General features: G+C 55.8%; 17 protein-coding genes and 1 riboswitch. Of the genes, 7 read left to right on the top strand and 10 right to left on the bottom strand.

All coding sequences use genetic code 11. The features are described 5' to 3' along the window. Positions 1 to 20: 20 nt before the first annotated feature. Together pyrH and frr are read left to right on the top strand one after the other, a co-directional pair. Positions 21 to 803, top strand: coding sequence for a UMP kinase (gene pyrH, locus G536_RS0103025; protein WP_022822107.1), 783 nt, complete (start codon positions 21 to 23; stop codon positions 801 to 803). Positions 804 to 895: 92 nt separating this feature from the next. Continuing rightward, positions 896 to 1459, top strand: coding sequence for a ribosome recycling factor (gene frr, locus G536_RS0103020; protein WP_022822106.1), 564 nt, complete (start codon positions 896 to 898; stop codon positions 1457 to 1459). Positions 1460 to 1530: 71 nt separating this feature from the next. Here the strand turns inward: frr and nadD are convergent, their stop codons facing one another. The 7 genes from nadD to G536_RS0102985 form a co-directional block, all read right to left on the bottom strand. After that, positions 1531 to 2145 carry a nicotinate (nicotinamide) nucleotide adenylyltransferase gene (nadD, locus tag G536_RS0103015; RefSeq protein ID WP_022822105.1) on the bottom strand — a complete coding sequence of 205 codons (615 nt, stop codon included), beginning with the start codon at positions 2143 to 2145 and terminating at the stop codon, positions 1531 to 1533. Beyond that, complete coding sequence (gene gmk, locus G536_RS0103010) at positions 2142 to 2726, bottom strand: guanylate kinase (RefSeq protein WP_022822104.1); 585 nt, start codon at positions 2724 to 2726, stop codon at positions 2142 to 2144. Before gmk ends, nadD begins: the two co-directional genes overlap by 4 nt. Positions 2727 to 2735: 9 nt before the next feature. After that, positions 2736 to 3029: a hypothetical protein gene (locus G536_RS0103005; RefSeq protein WP_157530362.1), complete on the bottom strand. Its 294-nt coding sequence runs from the start codon at positions 3027 to 3029 to the stop codon at positions 2736 to 2738. 12 nt (positions 3030 to 3041) lie between these two features. Next, positions 3042 to 3689 carry a sigma-70 family RNA polymerase sigma factor gene (locus G536_RS0103000; RefSeq protein ID WP_022822102.1) on the bottom strand — a complete coding sequence of 216 codons (648 nt, stop codon included), beginning with the start codon at positions 3687 to 3689 and terminating at the stop codon, positions 3042 to 3044. Between the two features lie 72 nt (positions 3690 to 3761). Next, on the bottom strand, positions 3762 to 5051 hold the full coding sequence (locus G536_RS0102995; protein ID WP_084708462.1) for an O-antigen ligase family protein: 1290 nt from the start codon (positions 5049 to 5051) through the stop codon (positions 3762 to 3764). 16 nt (positions 5052 to 5067) lie between these two features. Further along, entirely contained in the window at positions 5068 to 6114 is a 1047-nt protein-coding gene (locus tag G536_RS26015; RefSeq protein WP_022822100.1) for a glycosyltransferase family 9 protein, read from the bottom strand. Positions 6115 to 6160: 46 nt separating this feature from the next. Next, entirely contained in the window at positions 6161 to 6928 is a 768-nt protein-coding gene (locus tag G536_RS0102985) for a glycosyltransferase family 2 protein (protein WP_022822099.1), read from the bottom strand. 351 nt (positions 6929 to 7279) lie between these two features. Here G536_RS0102985 and G536_RS0102980 point away from each other — a divergent pair, with 351 nt between their 5' ends. Together G536_RS0102980 and G536_RS0102975 are read left to right on the top strand one after the other, a co-directional pair. Then, complete coding sequence (locus G536_RS0102980; RefSeq protein ID WP_022822098.1) at positions 7280 to 8158, top strand: SDR family oxidoreductase; 879 nt, start codon at positions 7280 to 7282, stop codon at positions 8156 to 8158. Positions 8159 to 8293: 135 nt separating this feature from the next. Then, entirely contained in the window at positions 8294 to 9340 is a 1047-nt protein-coding gene (locus G536_RS0102975; RefSeq protein ID WP_022822097.1) for an LLM class flavin-dependent oxidoreductase, read from the top strand. A 104-nt stretch (positions 9341 to 9444) separates the two neighbouring features. Here G536_RS0102975 and ahcY read toward each other — a convergent pair whose 3' ends face one another. Together ahcY and G536_RS0102965 are read right to left on the bottom strand one after the other, a co-directional pair. Further along, positions 9445 to 10764 carry an adenosylhomocysteinase gene (gene ahcY / locus G536_RS0102970; RefSeq protein WP_026879779.1) on the bottom strand — a complete coding sequence of 440 codons (1320 nt, stop codon included), beginning with the start codon at positions 10762 to 10764 and terminating at the stop codon, positions 9445 to 9447. A 128-nt stretch (positions 10765 to 10892) separates the two neighbouring features. Beyond that, entirely contained in the window at positions 10893 to 11648 is a 756-nt protein-coding gene (locus G536_RS0102965) for a DUF4397 domain-containing protein (RefSeq protein ID WP_022822095.1), read from the bottom strand. 141 nt (positions 11649 to 11789) lie between these two features. Here G536_RS0102965 and G536_RS0102960 point away from each other — a divergent pair, with 141 nt between their 5' ends. Both G536_RS0102960 and G536_RS0102955 read left to right on the top strand, forming a co-directional pair. After that, complete coding sequence (locus tag G536_RS0102960; RefSeq protein WP_157530360.1) at positions 11790 to 12416, top strand: hypothetical protein; 627 nt, start codon at positions 11790 to 11792, stop codon at positions 12414 to 12416. A 240-nt stretch (positions 12417 to 12656) separates the two neighbouring features. Beyond that, positions 12657 to 13862 carry a class I SAM-dependent methyltransferase gene (locus tag G536_RS0102955; RefSeq protein WP_022822093.1) on the top strand — a complete coding sequence of 402 codons (1206 nt, stop codon included), beginning with the start codon at positions 12657 to 12659 and terminating at the stop codon, positions 13860 to 13862. 76 nt (positions 13863 to 13938) lie between these two features. On the opposite strand, the gene G536_RS0102950 is transcribed toward G536_RS0102955, so the two are convergent. Beyond that, entirely contained in the window at positions 13939 to 14541 is a 603-nt protein-coding gene (locus G536_RS0102950; RefSeq protein WP_022822092.1) for a DNA-3-methyladenine glycosylase, read from the bottom strand. Between the two features lie 117 nt (positions 14542 to 14658). Then, positions 14659 to 14897: riboswitch (cobalamin riboswitch) on the top strand. Positions 14898 to 15058: 161 nt separating this feature from the next. Here G536_RS0102950 and G536_RS0102940 point away from each other — a divergent pair. Then, positions 15059 to 17035 carry a TonB-dependent receptor gene (locus G536_RS0102940; RefSeq protein ID WP_022822090.1) on the top strand — a complete coding sequence of 659 codons (1977 nt, stop codon included), beginning with the start codon at positions 15059 to 15061 and terminating at the stop codon, positions 17033 to 17035. The last annotated feature ends 10 nt before the right edge of the window (positions 17036 to 17045 follow it).

Raw genomic sequence — 17045 nt, 5'->3', positions numbered from 1 at the left:
CCTACCTAATCTCTCGGATTTTGAAATACAAACGAATTCTGCTCAAGCTAAGCGGCGAAGCTCTGATGGGCCAGCAACAGTATGGCATTGATGCCACTCGGCTCATGCAATACGCCGAGGAAATCAAATTGGCGGCCGCAACAGGTACGGAGGTGGCGGTGGTAATTGGGGGAGGCAATATTTTCCGTGGCGTGCAGGCCGCAGCCTTGGGGCTCGACCGGGTGCAGGGCGACTATATGGGCATGCTGGCTACGGTCATCAATTCAATGGCTTTGCAAAGCGCTTTGGAAAAGTTGGAAGTAAGCACTCGGCTGTTGTCGGGCCTTACTATTCAGCGAGTATGTGAGCCATATATACGGCGGCGGGCTGTACGGCACTTAGAGAAAGGCCGGGTGGTCATCTTCGGAGCAGGTATCGGCTCACCGTACTTTACTACCGATTCGGCAGCTTCTTTGCGCGCTATCGAAATAGAGGCGGATGTTGTGTTGAAAGGCACCCGAGTGGATGGTATTTACACCGCCGATCCAGAAAAGGACCCTTCAGCTACCCGCTACCCGGAAATTACCTTCGAGGAGGTAATGGAGAAGAACCTGAACGTGATGGATATGACGGCTTTCACGCTGTGCAAGGAAAACAACTTGCCTATCATCGTTTTTGATATGAACAAGGAAGGCAACCTACAGCGCTTGATTGATGGCGAAACTATAGGTACGCTTGTCACTATGAACGGCGGCAACAGCGCCGCCACCTTGGACAGCAAGCACAGTAGCTTGCAACCTAGCCTCGATAATCCGCTTACTTAAGCGTGTTCCTACTCAAGAAGTAGAGCCAGATAGTCAACTCATGGCTTACTTGCCCTATTTTTTAGCGCACAATTCTTAATTCTTTCAAAAAAATGGACGAAGAAATTCAGTTTTATCTGAGCGAAGCCGAAGAGTCAATGGCCAAGTCGCTGCAACATACGGGGTCAGAGTTGAGCCGTATTCGTGCTGGTAAGGCCACCCCGGCCATGCTCGACTCGTTGCGTGTAGACTACTACGGGACGCCAACGCCCATTGCTCAAATTGCCAACATATCAACTCCCGATGCTCGCTCACTGCTTATCAAGCCGTGGGAGAAAAACATGATATCAGAAGTTGCAAAGGCCATCAAGAATAGCGACCTAGGCTTGAATCCAGTTTCTGACGCAGAAGGTGTCCGTCTCAACATTCCGCCCATGACGGAAGAGCGCCGCCGCGACTTGGTAAAGCAGGTGAAAAACGAAACTGAAACTGGTAAAGTACGCATCCGCGGCATCCGCAAAGATGTGAATGACTCGTTGCGCAAGCTGCTGAAGGATGGTGCGGCCGAAGACGCCATTAAAGACGCCGAAGCCAAGGTGCAGAAAGCCACTGATAGCTACATCAGCAAAATTGATGACCTAATGAGCAAGAAGGAGTCGGAAATCATGACTATCTGATTTCAATACTTAAGACGCAAAAGGCCGCTCCGATATATCGGAGCGGCCTTTTGCGTCTTATATCTAATAGCCTACATCGGCTCATGAGCTTTCCAGTAGCCGTTGGTGATTATCTGGTGCTCCACGACCTCGGGTACCAAGTACCGAATTGACTTGCCTGCCTGAAGACATTCGCGGATGAACGTAGCAGATATATCCAGCAGCGGCGCCTCCACAATGCGCAGGCGCGGATTAGGCGCGACGTCGCGGGGCAGTTCATACCCCGGCCGGGGATAAACGTACATATCGAACTCCTGCCGGATACGCTCCACCTCTTTCCAGCCCGCCAACCCAGCTAAATTGTCGCCACCCATGAGCAGCACAAACTCGTGCTGCGGATAGCGGCGACCAAGCTGATCGAGCGTAGTGATGGTGTAGCTAGGCTTGGGTAGATGAAACTCCACGTCGGAGGTGCGTAGCAACTCATTACCAGCAATAGCGGCCTGCACCAGCGCTAGCCGAGCTGCTTGCGGTAGGAGTTGCTGCCCAACCTTATATGGGCTTTGCGGCGACACTACAAACCATACGGCCGATAAATCGGTGTGAGTGGCCATGTGCTGCGCCAGAATCAAGTGCCCAATATGAATGGGGTTGAAGGAGCCAAATAGCAAGCCTACCCGTTGTTTGCCGTTTTCCGCCGGATTCACAACACTGCCGATTCGGCGGTAATAAAGTCGCGCACTAGCTTCTCAGCAGCAGCGGCAGCTTCATCTAGGTCGTCGTTCACCACTGTCACATCAAACCGGTCTTCAAACGTAAGCTCGAAGTTGGCCTTGTAGAGACGAGCAGAAATACTAGACGCAGAATCGGTAGCCCGCTGACGGAGACGACCTTCGAGCACCTCCAGCGATGGAGGCCGCACGAATACTGCCAAGGCTCGGTCTTTATAGAACTCCTTGATACTCAGGCCACCTTTCACATCTACATCCAGAATAGCGTGTCTACCACTTTCCCAGATGCGCTCAATTTCTGATTTGAGCGTGCCGTAAAAGGCCCCTTCATACACTTCCTCCCATTCCACGAAGGCTTCTTCCCGGATTTTCTCCTGGAATTCCTGCACAGAAATGAAGTAGTAGTCCTTACCGTTGGCTTCAGCCCGGCCCCGACGGTCGCGGGTGCACGCGGAAATGGAGAAGTTCAGCTCTGGAATCCGATCCAGCAGCCGATGAACTATGGTCGTTTTGCCGGCGCCGGAAGGAGCCGAAAACACAATAATTTTGCCCTGCATCGGGCAAAATTAGGCCATTTCCACTTGTAAACGCGACAAAATTGTTTGTGGCAGGGCAGTTGGTGCTCCTTTACGTCCTACATACGAGGTCAGGAAGCCGATAAAAGCTTGCTGTTTGGTGATGTCCTCGAAGCAAGGCGAGCAATCATCGGAGTGGCTAACGATATACTCTTCGTCTTCCACGGTAGGCTCATGGCCCACTACAAGCTGGTCGAGTATCATATTTACACGGTCACAGTCAGCAGCAGGTGTGACTACCTGGTGCGTAACAGAATTGGTTTGCGTTGTAGAGGTGTTTTCCATGATTAATATTAATTAGTCGGTTGAGTCGTCTTCTTGGTCAGCATCTGCGCTTCCAATTAGGCCACCATAGCCCATTGATTGCGCATATTTTTCCAACTTGTCCTTCAAGAAATTACGAGCCCGGTGGAGGCGCGAACGGACTGTTCCGATAGGGATATCCAGCACTTTGGCCATTTCCTCATAGGTAAACCCTTCCAGGTCGCAGAGGATGATGACGGTGCGAAAATCCACGGGCAGTGAGTTGAGTGCGCTGGCCACTTCGTCGCCGATGAGGTCGCGCACGGCTTGTTGCCGCATATCGGACGAGGAACCACCCACGTCACTGTCGGACTCGACGTCTTCCGAATTATAGTAGCCTTCAATTTCGCTATAGTCGACCTTGGCTGGCTGCTTGCTCTTTTTCCGGAAGTCGTTGATGAACGAGTTTTTCAGGATGCGAAACAGCCATGCTTTGGCGTTGGTTCCCTGCTCGAAGTACTCGAAGAACCGATATGCCTTCAAATAGGTCTCCTGGACGAGGTCATTGGCATCGTCTTCGTCTAGTGTCAGGCGGAAGGCAAAATTGTACAGAGAGTCGATTACAGGCATGAGTTCAGCCTGGAACCGTCGGTCCTTTTCTTCCTTACTTAACTTCGGAACCCGTTCGGGAGAGTCGCTCATAGAGGCTCAGCAAATAGCGGCGGAGGTGCATAAACCGCCTTGTAGACAAATGTACAGATTATACTATCCCGTTCAAGGGGCCATACTAGCTGGGTAGCGCGCCGCCCGTTCTGCACTCACTACAATAAATCCGTAGAGAAATACAAACATGTTGAAGCCGATTTGCATTTGCAGCAGCGAATCGACCAGATTAGCGACGCTCATCATGAGTAGGAAATGTATCACGTACGGATTTTGACGCAACGCAGGTTGCAAAAAAGGTTGGAACAATACCAGCAACCATAGTATAAGCCCTACTGTACCACCTCCAACCAAGTACTCCAAGTATTGGTTATGAGTCATCACCCAGTTCTTGGGCTTCAAGCCAAAACTGTGGTAGCTGTACTGGCCTAACATGGCCGCATCGACGTCGGCCATGCCTACGCCCAGCCACGGATGCTCCTGCGCAATGATAGTAGCGGTTTCCCAGGCCGCAAACCGCTTGGCCAGGGAATAATCGTTGATGTTACGGCCGGACTGATACTGGTCGATATCTTCTAAGGTTACCGCTACCCGGCCTTGAATGGGCTCTAGAGTAAAGTAAGCACCTAGTGGCAACCCGATCATGGCAACCAGCACAACCGCCCCCAGCATGAAGCGACGCTGTAGCACAATAAGGATAGCGGCATCGAATAGGATCATAGCGTAGAGCACCATTAGACCGGTGCGGTAGGCCAGCACGTGCATAATTACGAACATCAGCACTGCGCAACACAGCAACCCCCACCGAATCGGGAGTGTAGCTAAAGGGTTCCGGCGCAGCAGCAGGGCAAAAAAGAATGCCAATGCCAGCAGAATGCTGAAATGAATATGGAATATACCCGTTATGGCTGGCACGTTTTGCCCAATACTAATTAGGCGGTTAGCTTCTTCCGGGTTGAGCAAATAACGCCCCAGTGTACTGATAGCCAAGGCTGTAGCTAAAGCTACGTATAGCAGCCCAATGCCAAATTTCTGCCGCTTTGTGAGGGGGACTGCCACGGCAAAAGCCAGCGGCACTACCAGCAATGGCAGCTTCCGGTAAACCTCATGCTGCCAAACGGCCAGTTGCGTGGTATAAGTGCCGCTGACAATCAGAAACACGTAGAGCAACCCGATGCATACCACCGTGCGCAAATGAAACCACTGCTTGATGCTAGCCCGAAAGTTTGGTTGGGTACAGGCGGCTACTAACCCTACTAACGGGCTTAAAGCAACCAGCGCACGAGACGCAAATAAGCCCACTACGGCGGCCGCACAAGCTAACAGCAGTAAATACTGAGACAAGCGCCCATCTCGATAAAGCTGACGCAAGGAAAAAGGGGCAACAAGTACTTCAGTCATAGAAGACAACAGGAGCCTAAACTTGGCTCGGCAAGTTAGGCATTGGTTTCCACGCAAGAACTTGATGCAGCACTTGCAAGGGAGCCAATGCTTTGATACAAGTACACGCCGCTGGCTCACGGCGACAATCTTGGCAATCGGGACGGTCGAATACTAAGTAGCCAGCATGCGGACCTAGCGGTGCCCAGCGCCCTGGGTGCATCGGCCGGATAGGCGGGTATAGCCCAAGTGTGTAACGGCCTAGCGCGGCAGTTACGTGTAGTGGCCCCGTGCTACCAGCCACAATGCCGTCGGCAGCACTTAGAAAGGCCAGCAGTTGTGGCAACGTAAGGCACCCGGTCAGGTCGGCGGCTAGAAATGGTTGGTGCTCGGTCAGCCACGCGCGCAACTCCTCCCCTTCTGCCGAGGTTCCAGTTACAAACACTCGGTGGCCAGCCGCGTGCAGCAACCGTGCCAGTGCCCCAAAATGCGGCAGTCCCCATTCCCGGGCACTACCCCGGCTGCGTGGATGCAATACCACATTTAGCTGTGCTGGTTGCCGCTGAGACAATAATTGCTGCCACTGCGCCGCAAGTACCTCGGTCGGCTGCAACTGCACTAATTCTGCAAGTTGGGTGAGCGGCACTACAGTTTCGGAATGTAGCGGGGCCAGTAGTTGCAGGTTCAGCTGCGCTTCGTGCAGCGGAGAATGACGGCGGCTGAGGGCGACCAGCCGGTTACAAGTCAGCCAATGAAACAGCCGGTTGCGGGTACCAATGCGCAGCGGAATCCGCACTTTATGCGCCAACTTGGCGAGCAGCTTATTAGGAAAGACGTGTAGAATGGCATCGGCCTGCTGGGCTTGCAGGAGCTGCACCTGTTCGGACTCAGGCAGAGCGCTTATTTCGTCGAAGTTCAGAAAAGCATCCACCCAGGGGCAGGCTTCGGCTATGGCTTGGGTGTAGGTGCGGCCAATCAGTACCACGCGGCAACCCGGAAAAAGTTGCTTCAGACGGCCGCACACCGGTAGGGTAAGCACTACGTCGCCAATGGCATCGGTGCGGCTTACAAGGAAGGTTTTCATGCGGCGGTTTGGTTGGCGGATACTATGGAATAGGCTACTTGGTACGTCATGGGGCCAGGCGTTTTCGGGTTTTCAGCTTGGCGAACTTCAGGAATACACCCCAGGCCGAAATGGTGGCAATGCACAGACCAGCAAACCCATCGAGAAAGCCAAGCCGGAAAAAGTAGCCATGCACAAACTTCCACCACGGCTTGAGCAGCAGATGAAAGACCGTCACCTGCCGTTTGCCGCGCAACCACAGCTCGTCGGCGGCAATGTTGGTGAAGCGGTTGAGCTGACCGACGTGCTGCTCCACGGAGTTGTAGGAGTAGTGCTGCGCGTCGCCCGCCAGCTCGCCGACCGTTTGGCTAGGCTGCACCTCAAACCGCTCGTGCAGTAGTAGGCCCTGCCACGCTCCCAGCCGTCGGTCGTAGAGGCGCAGCTTCCGGTCGGGGTACCAGCCGCCGTGGCGCACCCAGCTGCCGCAGTAGTTGGTAAGGCGGGCCAAGGTGTAGCCGGCGTGCTGCCAGTTTGCTGTTGCCGCCCGAATGCTACGGCGCAGCTCGTCGGTCAGTACCTCGTCGGCGTCCAGTTGCAGCACGTAGTCGTGTTGGGCTTGGGCGGTGGCGTAGTTTTTTTGCTCCACATAGCCTTCGAAAGCGTGCTGCACTACCCGAGCACCTAGCTGGCGGCAGATTTCCGCGGTGCGGTCCGTTGAAAAGCTATCCACCACTACTAGCTCGTCGGCAATGGGCCGGGCGGCTTCGAGGCAACGGGCAATGTTGGCTTCTTCGTTGAAGGTAATAATGACGACGGACAGCGGGACCTGGGGCATAGCGCAAGCAAATATCGGGGTTTTGCGCGGGCAGGTTACCCTCTCTCCAATGGGGGCAATCAAAGCCTGCACTACAGCGCACCGCAGCAGACTATGCCTACAGCTCAACTATCCTACACTACAGCTACCTCAGGATACGGGTGCAGCCCCTTGCTCGACGGCAACCGTCAATCTTTCCCTTGCCCACCTCAATGCTGGCTCTTATATAATTCGGGTAGCAGTTTCCCGAAGGTCGGCAATGCCCAGTCGCCGGCTAAAGGTTGTGCGATAGTCAGCACAGCATCGAAGCTTGTGTAAAATGATTGCAAGAGCGTTGTGTCCGTATACAGGCCATTCAATCTGCTTCTGTATATGACTCAATCCTCCGAAAAAATTGCCCTCGTTACGGGGGCCACAGCTGGTATTGGTACCGTTACGGCCCAAGCACTAGCTCAGCAAGGGTTTCATGTGGTGCTGCTGGCCCGCAACGCTGATAAGGCTGCCCGCACCCGCCACAAAATTCAGCAGGTGGCCCAGCCCGGCCACCGCGTAGATGTATTGCTCTGCGACCTATCCGACCTGGGGCAGGTACGGCGGGCGGCCGAGGAGTTTCGGCAGCGCTACGGCCACCTGGATGTACTGATCAACAACGCCGGACTGGTGCTAGGCGACGACCGGCAGGTATCCGCCGACGGCTATGAGTTGACACTGGCTACCAACCATCTGGGACCTTTTCTGCTCACCAACTTGCTGCTGGATAAGCTACAGCAGAGTTCAGCAGCCCGGATTGTCAACGTAGCTTCCATGGCCTACCAGTTTGCCAAACCCGATTTCAAGACGCTGGAAGTGGCTGGCGGCTACTCGCCTATGCGGGCCTACGCCAACTCCAAACTCTACAACATCATGTTCACGCAGGAGTTGGCCCGGCGGCTCCGGCAGTACGGCATCATCAACGTTACCACCAATAGCCTGCACCCCGGCGTGGTAGCCAGCAGCTTCGGCCAAAGCTCTAACTGGTTTACCAAGGCATTTTATAAAGTAGCGGCGCCGTTTATGACGTCCTCGGAGGAAGGCGCCCAAACTAGCATCTACCTGGCCACGGACCCGGAAGTAGCCGACACCAACGGCGGCTACTTTGTGAAGAAACGTCCGGAAGCCGTGAAATCAGGCTACAATACGCTCGAAAATGCCCAGCAGCTTTGGCAGCACTCCGAGAAACTGACAGGCCAACAGTTTCTAACGAAAGAATAAAGCTGTAGCTGGCAGCGAATATCAGCAGCCAAACATCTACCTGCGCAAACAACACTTTTACGGATTGGCCGATAAACAAATCGTAAAGCTGCCGCGTTAGGCAACCGCATTCATGTACCTACCTGATTTAATTATATGGAACTTGGCATTAGCTCATTTGGCGAAGTAGCCCCGGCCCACGTAGCGGGTGGCGACACGGCCGCGGCCCAACGCACCCAGGAACTCGTAGCCTTAGGCCGCCGCGCCGATGAAGCCGGCCTAGACGTAGTAGCCATCGGGGAGCATCACCGGGCCGACTACGTGGTATCGTCGCCGGAGATGGTGCTAGCGGCAGTAGCGTCCGTTACCAGCCGCGTGCGGCTCAGCAGCGCCGTTACGGTACTCAGCTCCACTGACCCAGTGCGCACGTTCCAGAATTTCGCCACGCTCGATTTGATTTCCAACGGCCGGGCTGAAATCATTGCCGGCCGGGGCTCCTTCATCGAGTCGTTTCCACTGTTCGGGCAGGATTTGCAGGATTACGATGCCTTGTTCACCGAGAAGCTCGGCCTGCTGTTGCAGCTGAATGAACAGGAAGTGGTAAGCTGGCAGGGCAAGCTCCGGCCAAGTATTGCGGGCAAAGGTGTGTACCCGCGTCCTTTGCAGCCTAAGCTGCCCATCTGGATTGGCGTGGGCGGCACACCTGCTTCGGCAGCTCGGGCTGGCTCGTTGGGGTTGGGCCTGACCATTGCTATTCTCGGCGGAGCCCCGGCGCAGTACGTGTCGTTTGCTGAGCTGCATCGCCGGGCGGCCCAGCAGGCGGGTCATACAGGCGCGCTGCCGCTGTGCCTCAACTGCCACTTCCACCTAGCCGAAAACTCTCGGCAGGCGGCCGATGAGTTTTTCCCGGCCTATGCCCTGGTGATGAATCGTATTGGCCGGGAGCGGGGTTGGCCACCTATGTCGCGGCAGCAGTTCGACTACTTACGCGGACCGCAGGGTCCGCTATTTGTAGGTTCTCCACAGGAAATCATCGAGAAGCTGGTATACCTGCACGGCCTGTTCGGCAACACGCGTTTCATCGGCCAGCTGATGCTAGAGGGTATGCCACACGAGACGGTGTTACGTTCCACCGAGCTATTTGGGCAGATAGTGGGCCCGGCAGTGCGTGAGCGGCTGGGCGTAACTGCTTCAGTAGCCTAACCCTTCGTAAACCCAAACAAAAAGGGCTGCCAGTTTTGGCAGCCCTTTTTAATTAACGCTGAAGTAAGAAATGCATCCGTTTCTTACTTCGAATAATCTGTGATTTAGTAGCGGTACAGGTCCGACTTGAACGGGCCAGCTACGGGTACTTTGATGTAGTCAGCTTGCTTCGACGTTAACTCGTCCAGCTCTACACCAATCTTGGCGAGGTGCAGGCGGGCTACTTTCTCGTCGAGGTGCTTGGGCAGAGTATACACCTGGTTTTCGTATTTATCGGCGTTCTGCCACAGCTCCAACTGCGCCAGCGTCTGGTTGGTGAACGAGTTCGACATCACGAACGAAGGGTGGCCAGTGGCGCAACCCAGGTTCACGAGGCGGCCTTCAGCCAGAATGATAACCTCTTTACCGTCGATGTTGTAGAGGTCAACCTGCGGCTTCACAGTGTCTTTGGTGTGGCCGTAGTTTTTATTAAGCCACGCCATGTCGATTTCATCGTCGAAGTGGCCGATGTTGCAGACAATAGCTTTGTCTTTCAGGGCCCGGAAATGCTCTTCGCGGATGATGTCGCAGTTACCAGTGGTGGTAATTACGATGTCAGCGCGCGGAATGGCGTTTTCCATTTTCTTCACCTCGAAGCCATCCATGGCGGCTTGCAGGGCGCAGATGGGGTCGATTTCCGTTACGATAACGCGGGCACCAGCACCCGACAAGCTAGCAGCCGTACCCTTTCCTACGTCGCCGTAGCCAGCTACTACTGCTACTTTACCGGCCATCATTACGTCGGTGGCGCGGCGGATAGCATCCACAGCCGACTCCTTGCAGCCGTATTTGTTGTCGAACTTCGACTTGGTAACCGAGTCGTTTACGTTGAAGGCCGGCATCGGCAGAGTGCCGTTTTTCACACGGTCCAGCAGACGCAGTACACCCGTAGTAGTTTCCTCCGACAGGCCTTTGATGCCTGCGGCCAGTTCGGGGAACTGGTTCAGCACCATGTTGGTCAGGTCACCGCCGTCATCGAGAATCATGTTCAGAGGCTCGCGCTTCTCGCCGAAAAACAGCGTCTGCTCGATGCACCAGTTGAACTCCTCTTCGTTCATGCCTTTCCAGGCATATACCGGAGTACCAGCAGCAGCAATAGCGGCAGCGGCATGGTCCTGAGTGGAGAAGATATTGCACGACGACCACGTAACCTCAGCACCCAGCGCAATCAGGGTTTCGATGAGCACGGCCGTTTGAATGGTCATGTGCAGGCAGCCGGCAATACGCGCGCCTTCCAGCGGCTTTGAATTGCCAAACTCCTCACGCAACGCCATCAGACCGGGCATTTCAGCTTCAGCCAGACGGATTTCCTTGCGGCCCCACTCCGCGAGGCTCATATCTTTCACTTTGTACGGAACGTAAGCCGTAGTCTTGGTCTCAACCATGATATAGGAAGTTTTTTGCGAGTCAACTACAAAGATAGCCAATTTGTTATTCAGACTATACAATACAGAAAGCCTGCTCTTTCTACAAAGCAGGCTTTTTACGTTGATACTAGGTGGGCTACTGGCTACTAATTATTCTCTACAATAACTGCTTGCAGCCGTAAGTTTTGAGCAACGGTGGTGCTCTTGATACCGCGCAACACTACCGTGTACAGTTTACCGGCTACGTATGCTTTGGTGCCCGTACCTGTGCCAGTACCGTCGCCTACTAGGGTTTCAGTGGTTGCGGTGGCTCCAGTGCCGGTTGAAATGGCTAACCCGTATGTGCCGGGGGTAATTTCCACGAACTGAGAGCTATTGGCAAACGACACATTCGGAATGATGTCGGTAGCTCCCACTGCGCCGGGCTGCGAGAGGCTCACCTGGCTGGGCGCGCTTACTCCCAAGTGTACCAACCGGATTTTGGCTTTGCCAGTGGCGGGTGCGGTTAGGTCGTCGGTAACAGCCAAGGCTGCAACTGAGCCCAACGACGCAGTAGGCGAGTAGGCAAACACCGAATAGTTTTTGTCTTTTTCAACGGTAACGGTTTGCGTTACGGCCGTTACGTTGGAGCTAGCGTCGTTGATTTTAACAACTTGAGCACCAGCATCTAGCGTTAGGTAACTTCCCGTAAAGCCATAGTTGAGAGCTCCTAAATCTTTATCGTTGGCCAATACTTTCACTTGAGAGCTGGCAGTAGGAGCAGCGTGCGAAAACAGCACCTTGCCTTGGGAGGGCGTAGCCGGGGTGTTGTCGTCATCGTTGCCGCAGCTTGCAAAAACCAGCGCAGCCGGAATAGCAGCCAGCAAGAAAGAGCGACGGGACGGGGTGAAGTTGAATTTCATGGCAGATACAGTGGTGAAAGGAAAATATAAGTACTGCGCCCAGAACGTATAACCCAGATATTTTGTTGGGCTATTTTTAGAATTTTTTTACTGCAAAAAGGCCTAGTTTCTTGTTTTGCAGCTGCTTACATTTGTACTATTATGCGCTACTCCGTTCTGCCCACTATGTTCACACACCGCTCCTTACTTGTCTCGTTTAGTGTTTTGGGGCTACTAAGCATCCACTCGCTACAGGCCCAACAAACCGTTACTTCGATTAATCTAAGCCCCGAAGATCAGAATCGGGGACTGAACGGGGTGCAGAAGAATTTTTACTTCGCTACAAAGCAAGACCCTACTGATAATGACTATCAGAATGCCGGTTTCTTCGGGCAAAAGTTGCGGCCCTACCTCAAGGACAATACTGAGGCTTTGGAGAACCTGAATCAGTATCGGCGGCAGAAGTGGCTATTTTTGGGGGAGCGGTTGGTGTTTGTGGGCGGGGTAGCAACGTATGGCGCCCAAGTACTGAGCGGCGACGGTGACCGGCACTACTTCAGCAATGCCCAGAAAGTCACGCTGGGCATAATAGGCGCAAGTTTGCTGTCCAACGTATTCATCACGCGCCACACCAACGAGCATTTCGAGCAGGCCGTAAATGCCTATAATGCTGGTCAGCCGGCGGCTCACCGTACGGGCAGTATTTTTCAACGTTTGGCGCCTAGCGCCGTTGGAGTGGCAGCACCTACTGGCCAGCCGCAGTTGGCTTTCCGCTGGCAGATTCGCTAAAAATACTTGCTGTGATAAACCGGCGAATAAGTGTGGCTAGCCGTGCTTATTCGCCGGTTTATGCTTATTGCTGCTGGCTAAAGCGCACAATATCACTGGGAAGGGCACTCTTCCTTGTCCTGGAATCGTTTATTTGGCAGTAATAGCTGCGGTAAGGCACCAGCTTAGCTGGTACCTTACCGCAGCCGCGGCAACTTTTTATAAGTGAACCGCGCTTTTTTTTGTTCGTAGGAGAAGTTCATGGAATTTCCGTTGCCCGAAGCGGCGCGTCGGTACGTTGCCAAGCACCTGTACGACGACCCCGCTCAATTGGCTTTGCAAGCTCGCCGCTACCCCAGCCTTCCCATTCCGGAACTGGTGCGTCAGATTCAGGCCCGCCAAAAAGCCCGCCTCAAAGTACCCGCCTGGGCTGACAACCCCGACCTTATCTTTCCGCCCGCCTTATCAGTGGAGCAGGCTTCGTCAGCCCGCACAGCTGCTTTCAAAGCTTCCCTAGTAACCGGCCAACGCCTCGTTGACCTCACCGGCGGCTTTGGCGTGGATGTGGCACACTTCGCCGAGCAGATTCCGGAGGTACATTACGTGGAGCGAAACGCCGCCCTGGCTGATGTAGTGCGCTTCAACCTCACGCACCTCGGCGTTACGAACGTGCACTACCACACGGCCGACGCGGTGAACTTCCTGCGCAACACGCCCGATACCTTCGACTGGATCTACCTAGACCCAGCCCGCCGGGACACGGCCGCCCGCAAGATTTTCCGGCTCCAGGACTGTGAGCCGGACGTGTTGCGGTTGTTGCCCCTGCTGCTGCACAAAGGCCGCCGGGTGTTGCTCAAAACCTCGCCCATGCTGGACATCGAGCAGGCCTTGCAGGAATTGCGGCAAGTGCGGCAGGTGTGGGTGGTAGCCGTGGACAACGAATGCAAGGAAGTGCTGTATGAGCTGGGCCCCGAGCCAGCCGTTGACCCGGAGCGGCATACCGTGAACCTGCTGCGCACTGGCGAGCAGCAGGAATTCCGGCTGAACCGGGCGCGGGAAGCCCGCGCAGTTTCGCGCTACGCCGAGCCACAGGGCTATCTATACGAGCCTAATGTGGCCGTGCTGAAAGCCGGCGGATTCCGGAGCGTGGGCACGGCTTTCGAGCTGCTGAAGCTACACCAGCATAGCCACCTCTACACCTCAGATGTACTGCGCCCCAACTTTCCGGGCCGCATCTTCCGCATTTTGGCCGTGGAGCGCTACGATGCGCCCGCCCTGAAAGCCCACCTCGGCCCCGAAGCCCGCGCCCACGTCACCACCCGCAACTTCCCCGACACCGTGGCTGAGTTCAGGCACCGCACTGGTATCCGGGAAGGTGGCAGTATCTATCTATTTGCTACCACCAATCTGGAAGGCAAGCTGATGATATTGGTGTGTGAGAAATTACAAGGTGAATTGATGAAATAGTGCGGTTGACGTTTCAGTTGACATAAGTCAGCCTAACTTGTGCTATTCGCATGGCTGAAGTGTCAGACTCACTAGTTCACTTTGCTGGGCTGGTCCACTTGTTGTTTATGATGCGGAAACGCCAGGGTAAGTTGGCGGCTTCGGTGCCGGCGTAGGCCAGGCCCACGCGGGCACTGCGGCGCACTTGCTGTTCCGGCACTTCTTCGCCGTGGTCTTCTATCCAGAGTGTGTCGCCTTGCAAATCGGTGCCGGTGAGGGCGGGCGTGAGGCCAAGCGCCTGGGTGAGCACGCCAGGGCCAGCCGTGAGTTTGGGTGCCGCTTCTGTCAGCCCACGCCGCTCTAGCATCAACTCCACACCTACTAGCGGCTCAATGGCCCGAATCAGCACGGTATCGGTTTTGTCGGCGGCGTTGGTGCTGATGTTGAAAAGCGTATGGCGCTGATACACTTGGTATAGATACGCCCGGCCACCTATTTCCCGCAGGGCGTGCCCATGCGTACCGCGCCGCTTCAGGTGCAGTTCCATCGACTGGTCGCCAAGGTGAGAGTAGGCTTCCGTTTCTACAATGCGTCCGCCCGTCAGTTGCCCGTCGAGGCAGGAAAAAACGTGCTTGCCCAGCAATTCGCGAGCAATCTGAACGGGGTCGGGGCGCTGATAGAAAGCGGCGGGAAGTTTCATAAAAACAGGTTCGGCTGGAAGGGAAAGGCAGCAGCTATACCCATGAGCTACTGCGCGCCATACTCGTCCATACGGGCTCTACCGGAAACCGACAACCTAAAACCGGAATCTACCTTCTATCTTTGCGGCCGTAAAGGTGGCCAGACTCCAATTGCGGAGCGAGGCTGAAAAGGGAATCCGGTTGAATGCCGGAGCTGTCCCCGCAACTGTACGCTTCACGAGTTTGGCGCGCCTCTGCTGCCACTGTTTCGCTGAAGGCTGGTGCCCCCGCCGTAGTTGGCAGGTACCGGCCCGAGAGACGGGAAGGCGGCGCGCCGGGAGCAAGCCAGGAGACCTGCCTTTGCATTTCCTAATGTTCAGCGTCCTCGGAGGAAGGGCGGAGAATGAATGCAGTGGCTACTTTTGGGCGGCCAATTTTCCTGTTTTCGGCCTCGGCTTCGGCGTGGTATTCTTTTTCGGAGGAAACCCACGATGGAAGTTTTGAACTGAATTTTCCTAAGCTGAAAATTTGGTTCTGATGATACCTTTTTACGCGCGGCGCCAACTCGTCTTTCTTCGGAAGGCGCGCCAGCTTCGCGGCTTATACTCGTTTCTACTACTGCTGAGCGGTACTGCCGCCTGGGCTCAGTCGCCTTCATCTATCGACTCGGTGCAGCAGTTGCCCAACGTGCGGGTACAAGGCGTAAAGCTTAGCCGCTTCGCGGTGGGCAGCCGCGTGCTTACCCTGGATTCGGCGGCACTAGCTCCTTACCGGACTGGCACGCTAACTGATGTCCTGTCGGCCCGCACGCCGCTTTACTTGCGAAACTACGGACCTGGCCAACTCAGCACCATTACCATGCGGGGCACATCGGCGCAGCACACGGCGGTGCTCTGGAACGGCTTCAACATCATGCTGCCCACGCTGGGACAAACGGATTTCTCGTTGCTGCCTGTGAGCGGCAACACCCAGATCGACGTACAGCCGGGGCCGGCGGCAGGGCTCTACGGCTCGGGAGCGGTGGGCGGCACGCTGCTGCTGTCGTCGCCGGTGCGGTGGGGCACGGGGCTACAAGGGGCATTGCAGGTGGAAGGCGGCAGCTTTGGGTTGCGGGCCGGCACGCTGGAAAGCAGCTTCAGCAACCAGAAGCTAGCGTTGCGTACCAGCCTCTCGTACCGCCAAACCGACAATAACTTCCGGTACAGTTCCCCCGAGCTTGGCGGTATTGTGCGGCGGCGGCAGGAAACGGCCGGTTTGTGGCAGGCCAGCATAGCGCAGGATTTCACGTTGCGGGTGGGACAACGCGGCGAACTAACGGCCGCCCTCTGGCTCACCGATACTGACCGCCAACTTCAGCCCGCCATTGGAGCTGCCAGCAGCAATGCGCAGGAGCGGGACCAGAGCCGCCGCCTCACGGCCGGTTACCGCCTAGTAGGCGTTCGGCACGAATGGGCGGTGCGAACGGCATGGTTTGAGGACGTGCTGAACTACCGCGACGACTCCAACGGCCTCAGCGAATCAACGGTACATACCACACAGGCCCAGGCCGAGCACACCTGGAACGTAGCCACTACCCTTTCGGTGCGGTTGGGGGCCGAAGCGCAGCACTTTGCGGCGCGGGTAGATGGCTACGGTCCTAGTGCACTCACCGAAAACCGGTACGCCGGCTACGGCCTGTTGCGCTTCGATCCTACCTCCCGGCTGCACCTTTCCCTAAACCTGCGCCAGGCGGTGCTACCGGGCCGCCGTCCGCCGCTTACGCCTACCCTTGGCGCAGAATGGCAGCTCTTGGAAACCGCCACTCAAAGTGTGCAGCTGAAAGGCAATGCCTCGCGCAGCTACCGGGCTCCTACCCTCAACGAACGATACTGGCGCCCCGGTGGCAACCCCAACCTGCTCCCCGAAAGCGGATTCGGCTACGAAGCGGGCTTGGTACACACTTTCCGCAGAACCCCGGCCCACATTACGCTGCAAACCGAGCTAACTGGCTACCGGCAGCTGGTAGACAACTGGGTGCAGTGGCTACCGGGTAGTACGGGCGTTTGGGCTCCGAGCAATTTGCGCAAAGTGCGGGCCCAAGGCTTGGAGGCCAGCACCCAGCTCACCTGGAAGCCAGGCGCGTACCAGCTTACCTCGCGCTTGGCGTATGCCTACACGCAGTCGGAGAAGGTGCAAGGCACTCCCACCGATACCGACCCTGTTGGCCTGCAACTTCTTTATGTGCCGCTGCACACCGCAGCTTTCACCACCGACCATCAGTGGCAGGCCTGGCAGGCCAGCACGTCGTGCACCTTCACGGGCTACCGTTACACCGATGCCTCGGGGCTGAGTTTCCTGCCGTCTTACTTCTTGGTTAATGCTTCCGTGGGCCGCACGCTGGTACTCAATCCTACTTGGAAACTGGTGGGACTGGTGCAGGGCTTCAACCTCACCAACCTCGACTACCAAAGCTACCTGAACCGAGCCATGCCGCCCCGCTCGATGGCCCTGAGTGTGCGCTTAGCCTGGCGCTAGGTAGCCTTTT

Origin of the sequence: Hymenobacter norwichensis DSM 15439 (assembly GCF_000420705.1) — a bacterium.
Classification (GTDB): domain Bacteria; phylum Bacteroidota; class Bacteroidia; order Cytophagales; family Hymenobacteraceae; genus Hymenobacter; species Hymenobacter norwichensis.
This window is presented reverse-complemented; position numbering and strand designations above follow the sequence as displayed.